Here is a 5,631-nt window from a genome sequence, read left to right on the forward strand (position 1 = left end):
ACCGCCCGCCGCCGCGCCCATCCCCGAACGGATGCGGTGGCGGAGACACGCCCCTCTCGGACCGGTCGGCCCTGCCGGTCCTGTCAGCCCTGTCGGTCCTGCGTTCGGGGAGCCGGCGCCCCGCGGGCGTCCTCCCCCGCCAGCGCGGCGATCTGCGCGGGTATCCGCGCCCGGCCGCGCAGCACGTTCTCGGTCAGCCGCCGCAGGGCCAGCCGGGTGGCCTCGAACTCCTCCTCCGGGAGGTCGATGACCTCCCCGATCGCCTCCGGGACCCCCTCGGCCAGCTCCCGCATCCGCGCCCCGGCCTCGGTGAGCGTGATCAGCACCGAGCGCTCGTCGCGCGGGTCCCGGTCGCGGTTCAGCAGGTCGCGCGCCTCCAGCCGCTTCAGCAGCGGGGTGAGCGTGCCGTAGTCCAGCTGGAGCGCCGCGCACACGTCCTTGACCGGGCACTCCCCCCTCTCCCACAGCAGCATCATCACGAGGTACTGGGGATAGGTGAGGTTCAGGGGCTCAAGGAGCGGCCGGTAGAGGTTGGTGACGGCACGGGAGGCCGCGTAGAGAGCAAAACACATCTGCTCGTCGACAGCGGGAAGGGGGAAATCACCGGAGGGGGCTGGAGATCGGTCGGGCATCGGCAACATCGTAGTAACCCCGTACCCGATGTCAAAGCACACAATTGCCTTGCACACAAAGAAAATAGGGACTCCATTCCCCAAGGATTCGAATTCCTTCGGGTGGGTCCCCCGTTTCCTCCGGACGGGTCTCCTCCAGGCGGGCCTCCCGGTCGGGCCGGAACCCGGGTGCCGCCTCCCGCCCAGGAGGGGACGGCACCCGGACCCTTCCGTCACCGACGCGGAGCGTTGAATGGAAGCCTGCGCTTGACCACCTTCCCGGCCGGGTTGCGCGGCAGCTCCTCCAGGAACACCACGTCCCGCGGCACCGAGAACCGGCCCAGCACCCCGCGCACGTGCATCCGGACCTCGTTCGGGTCCAGCACCACACCCTCGTGCGGAACCACGAACGCCGCGAAGCGCTGCCCGAACTCCTCGTCCGGCACCCCCGCCACCACGACCTCGCGCACCCCCGGCAGCCCGACGATCGCCTCCTCCACCGGCCGCGGGAACACGTTCTCCCCGCCGGACACGATCATGTCGTCGTCCCGGCCCGACACGTGCAGCAGCCCGCCCGCGTCCAGGTACCCCCGGTCGCCCGTCTCCATGAGGCCGTCGGCCACCCGCTTGCTCCTGCCGTTCGTGTACCCGTCGAACAGCATCGCGTTGCCGACGAAGATCGACCCCTCCTTCCCCGGCGGCAGCTCCACCCCGTCCGCGTCCACGATCGCCAGCCGGGTCCCCAGCGGCGGCCGCCCCGCCGTCGTCGGCGAGGTCCGCATGTCCTCCGGGGTCGCGATCGTCGCCCACGACACCTCCGTGGACCCGTACAGGCCGTAGAGCACGTCCCCGAACGCGTCCATGAAGTCGGTGACCAGCTTGGGGCTCATCGCCGACCCGCTCACCGCCACGATCCGCAGCGACGACAGGTCGTAGGCGTCCCGCTTCGACCTGGGCAGGTCCAGGATCCGCTGTAGCATCACCGGCACCGCGAACAGCGTCGTGCACCGCTGCTCCTGGATCGTCCGCAGCACGTCCTCCGGCTCGAACACCCGGCGCATGACCAGGGTGGCCCGCAGCGTCATGCCCAGCTGCACCCCGGCCAGCCCCCAGGCGTGGAACGCCGGAGCCGACACCAGGATCCGGTCCGAGGACCGCAGCGGGATCCGCGACAGGATCGACGCGGCGTCCTGCGGACCCCGTGGGGTCGGCCGCCGCGCCCCCTTGGGGGTGCCGGTCGTGCCGGACGTCAGCACGATCAGCCGGCCCGGGCTCTCCGGGGGTTCCTGCTCTTCCACCTCCGGCGCCGCACCCTCCCACACGAGGTCGGAGTCACCGGGGTCGCGGGAGTCGTTCCACGCCCGCAGCCGCGGGATCTCCGCCGGGATGAGCGAACACAGTTCCGCGAACTCCTCGTCGGCCACCAGCACCGTGATCCCGTTGACCTGCGCCACGTCCGCCAGCTGCGGCGCCGACAGGCCCGTGTTCAGCAGCACCGTGTCCGCGCCCAGGCGGCCGCAGGCGATCATCGTCTGCACGAACCCGCTGTGGTTGCGGCTCAGCAGCCCCACCCTGCTCTGGGGACCCACCCCCACCTCGCGCAGCGTCCGGGCCAGCGACCGCCCGCGCAGGTTCATCGCCGCGAAGCCGCTCTCCCCCCGCTCGTCGATGACCGCGGGGTGGTCGGGGACGCGCTCCTGGGCGGCCGCGTACCCGCCGGCGATCGTCGCCCCCCAGGTCTTGAGGGCGCGCAGCTGTCGGGCGATCTTGTCCGGGCGTCCCGGCGCGAGGACACCCGCGCGCACCAGGACCCGGGCCACTTCGAGGGTGTGTCGGACACGGGACGGACCATCGGTAGCCATGCTGTCTCCGAGGGGGGACCGGGGCGGGCGAAGACCTCCGCGCCTCACCGGGGGGCCTTCGCCGCGTGGACCACCCGGAAGTACTGCGACGGTAGGCGACGGGGCCGGGTCGTTTCTTGGAACGCGGGTGAGCGGTTACCCGCCGGTCATTGTCACTTCGGCGTGTTGTCGCCCTGTCGATACCCGCCCGCGGCCGGGGTGTACCGGCCGCGGGCGGGGGTGGCCGCTTTCAGTCGGCCGGGCAGGCGGCCGGGCCGCCCGGTCGGTCGGGCGGCTGGCCGGGCGGGTCAGTCGGTCACGGTGATCGGGGCGGACGGGTCATCGGCGTTCGTCACCAGGTAGGTGGCGGTGAAACCCGACTCCGTGGCCTCCACCGGGCAGCCGAAGCCGCCCTCCACCACCACCGGGGCGGAGGTGTCGAAGGCCAGCGTCGAGGCGGGCGCCCCGTTCGTCCAGGTGCCCGCCACCCCGACCGGGGCGTCGGGGCTCACCGTCGCGGTGCACGAGGCCAGACCGCTGGTGGTCACCACGATCCCGCCCGCGGGGACGGTCATCGTGCCCACCGACGGGGAGCCGTTCTGCACGGACATCTCCCACACCGGGTCCGCCACGGTGACGGTCGCGCTCACCAGCGGCACGTTCGTCGAGCAGCCCGTGAAGGCGGGGGCGTTGATCGGCCCGGACACGGCGCCGTCCGGGTTGTGGTTGTCGGGGGCGGCGGGCACCAGGTTGTTGCCGCCGCCGGGGGCGGTGGCCGAGACGCCGCAGGTGATCACGACGCTCCCGGCGGTGAAGGTGGCGCTGCCGGTCAGGGTCGCGGAGAACGCGGCCCCGGCCGGCTCCACGGTGGTCGGGCCGGCCTGGGCGGCCTGGGTGGGCAGGGTGGCCTGGGCGGCGAGCGCGGTGCCGCCCGGCAGCAGCAGGGCGGCACCGGCCAGGGCGAGCAAGGAGCAGGTGCGGGATCTCGGTCGCGGAACCGACATGAACACTCCTCAGAGAAGACATGCGTCAGGGATGCGCGCCATTCGGTTCGGTAGCGGTGGTTTTCCGGATGGACCGGGGGCGGGCGGCCCCGCCCCCGGCGGTTCTGTGTCCCGGGTCAGTCCTGTCGGGCTCGGCGGCGCCGCGGGGTGCGCGGGGGTCGTGGGGCGCGTGGGGGCCGAGGGGCGCGCGGGGGTCGAGCCACCGGCCGCCAGGCGAAGGCCAGGCCGCCGCCGACCAGCGCCAGCAGCGTTCCCACCACCAGACCGCCCAGGTTGGACAGGATCAGCGCGCCCAGCCCCAGGAAACCCGCGAGGGAACCCGTGATGACGTGCTGGTCCGGGGTGAACCAGGTGACCAGGCCCAGGACGACGAGCATGCCCCCGAACATCACCGAGGAGACCGTCCCGACCCCGGTGTGGACCATCAGCTCGACCGGCATCGCGACCAGGGAGGCCATGACCACCCCGGAGGCGATGATCAGGAGCCCGCCCGCGAACGGGCGGCGCCTGCGCCAGGTGCTCCAGGTGCGCCAGAGGGCCCGCGGGCTCAGAAGCACTCGTTCTCCCCGAGGCTGATGCCCAGGTTCAGGTCGGCGAGCCGGAAGGTGCCGGCGGTGGCGGCGCGGGCGGTCTGCTCCAGGTCGTCGACGACGATGACGTCCGACTGCATGCCGAACAGGTCGTTGAACCCGGCGGCGCCCTGCGGCCCCTTGTCGAGGGTCCCGGCGTCCCGGCCGATCTCGATGTTCTCGAACTCGGCGTTGCCCCCCATCTGCGACATGTCGATGACCAGGTTCTCCGCGACCACGGGGGTGCCCTGGTCGCCGGCGGTCAGCCGCAGCGAGATCCTGCCGACGATGGGGAACTCGGTGAGCACCGACTGGCACAGGCCCACGATCTCCGCCTCACGGATCCCGGCGACCGCGACGGGCACCGCCTCCTTGCGGACGGTCTGGTCGAGCCAGCCGTACTGGACGAAGCCCTCACCGCGCAGGCTGTCCGCGGAGATCTTGAACTCCTGCCCGGACACGGAGAAGGAGGCGGCCAGGGCGCCCTGCGCCATGGCGACCAGCAGCCCGCCCACGGCGACGCCCGCGGGGACGGAGAACAGGGCGAAGCGCTTCCAGCTGGTGTGGCTTTGGGGAGAGTCGGCGCCGACCTCTTCGGGTTCGGGGGATGTGCGGTCCATGAACGTCCTTCCACGGAATGCGCCCGCACAGGGGCACGGATGCGAACACGTACGACCGCGTTGCGCCCGCCGTTCCCCCGAACCACGGCACGCGGCCCACCACCGGTCACCCGGGTGAGGCCGGTAATGCTGCACATCATGGAACGGGGGTGAAGGGATTTCAAGGGTGCTTTGCGGAACTTCTCACAATTGCCAATGAAGGTGCTCTGACGTGCGATAACCAAGAAAAAGGGGGGAGGTGCATTGTTCTCGGCCCCGAACGATCGCGGATTGAACAAGTCGGGGGAGGGCTTTTTGTCACAGGGGTGAGCAGGACGTGGCGCGGGGCTGTCCGACGGTGAGTGGGGGGTCGGCGGTGAGTGGGGGCCGGCGCCCGTCCGCGGTGAGGGGCGGCCGGGACGGGAGGAGGCGGCAGGGGCCGGGAGGGACTGGGAGGGGTGCGGGAAGCGTGACGGGGCGGGGGATGCGGGGGGATACGGCATGTGAGTGGCGACACAGGCGGTTCGGTTTGCCGCGGTCTCCGGAGGGGGGTAGTGTTCTCCGAGTCGCCAACGGGACGGCGAGCGGCTCCGAGCAGGAGTCGACTCGGAACCGGACCGGGATCAGCGGCCACCTCCCTTCCGAAGTGAGCGGTTCGAAGCACTGCTTCGACCATGTAAACTCGGACGGGTCGCCTCGAAAGAGGCACACGCCTTCACTGAAAATCAGAAGGTTCCGGAAAACGCCGGTTTGGCGGGACACGGAAACGCTGATAAAGTGAAGACACAACAAAGCGGAAACGCAGACGCCTTCCACGGAAGAGCGATCGGGTCGAAAGACTCCGGGGCTTGTACGGGAAGCGCGGTTGCTTCTTGAGAACTCAACAGCGCGTGTTCGATTTTCTTTAAGCCAAGTTTGTTTTGGCCCCGTCACACGAACCGGTCGGTGAGACCGGCAGAGTGTGCGAGGTTCCTTTGATTGAGCCAGACATGGTTCGGTCAGGATTG

The 5,631-nt window shown here is 70.9% G+C and carries 5 protein-coding genes; all 5 read right to left on the bottom strand.

Going from position 1 to position 5,631, the window contains the following annotated elements; genetic code table 11:
* Window positions 1-83: 83 nt before the first annotated feature.
* Window positions 84-632: a MarR family winged helix-turn-helix transcriptional regulator gene (locus ACJOT3_RS31945; protein ID WP_406976861.1), complete on the bottom strand. Its 549-nt coding sequence runs from the start codon at window positions 630-632 to the stop codon at window positions 84-86.
* Window positions 633-844: 212 nt separating this feature from the next.
* On the bottom strand, window positions 845-2,473 hold the full coding sequence (locus ACJOT3_RS31950) for an AMP-binding protein (RefSeq protein ID WP_406976862.1): 1,629 nt from the start codon (window positions 2,471-2,473) through the stop codon (window positions 845-847).
* Window positions 2,474-2,760: 287 nt separating this feature from the next.
* Window positions 2,761-3,456 carry a hypothetical protein gene (locus ACJOT3_RS31955; RefSeq protein WP_406976863.1) on the bottom strand — a complete coding sequence of 232 codons (696 nt, stop codon included), beginning with the start codon at window positions 3,454-3,456 and terminating at the stop codon, window positions 2,761-2,763.
* A 116-nt stretch (window positions 3,457-3,572) separates the two neighbouring features.
* Window positions 3,573-4,013 carry a DUF6114 domain-containing protein gene (locus tag ACJOT3_RS31960; protein ID WP_406976864.1) on the bottom strand — a complete coding sequence of 147 codons (441 nt, stop codon included), beginning with the start codon at window positions 4,011-4,013 and terminating at the stop codon, window positions 3,573-3,575.
* Window positions 4,004-4,645 (bottom strand): DUF6230 family protein, encoded by a 642-nt coding sequence (locus ACJOT3_RS31965; RefSeq protein WP_406976865.1) that lies wholly within the window; start codon window positions 4,643-4,645, stop codon window positions 4,004-4,006. The genes ACJOT3_RS31960 and ACJOT3_RS31965 overlap by 10 nt, the downstream gene beginning before the upstream one ends.
* Window positions 4,646-5,631: the final 986 nt, after the last annotated feature.

The sequence above is a fragment of the Nocardiopsis protaetiae genome (genome assembly GCF_045446735.1).
In the GTDB taxonomy this organism is placed as follows: domain Bacteria; phylum Actinomycetota; class Actinomycetes; order Streptosporangiales; family Streptosporangiaceae; genus Nocardiopsis; species Nocardiopsis protaetiae.

Coding starts and splice junctions, on each gene's coding strand:
- ACJOT3_RS31950 (WP_406976862.1), bottom strand. CDS start 2,473: ATGGCTACCGATGGTCCGTCCCGTGTCCGACACACCCTCGAAGTGGCC.
- ACJOT3_RS31965 (WP_406976865.1), bottom strand. CDS start 4,645: ATGGACCGCACATCCCCCGAACCCGAAGAGGTCGGCGCCGACTCTCCC.
- ACJOT3_RS31945 (WP_406976861.1), bottom strand. CDS start 632: ATGCCCGACCGATCTCCAGCCCCCTCCGGTGATTTCCCCCTTCCCGCT.
- ACJOT3_RS31955 (WP_406976863.1), bottom strand. CDS start 3,456: ATGTCGGTTCCGCGACCGAGATCCCGCACCTGCTCCTTGCTCGCCCTG.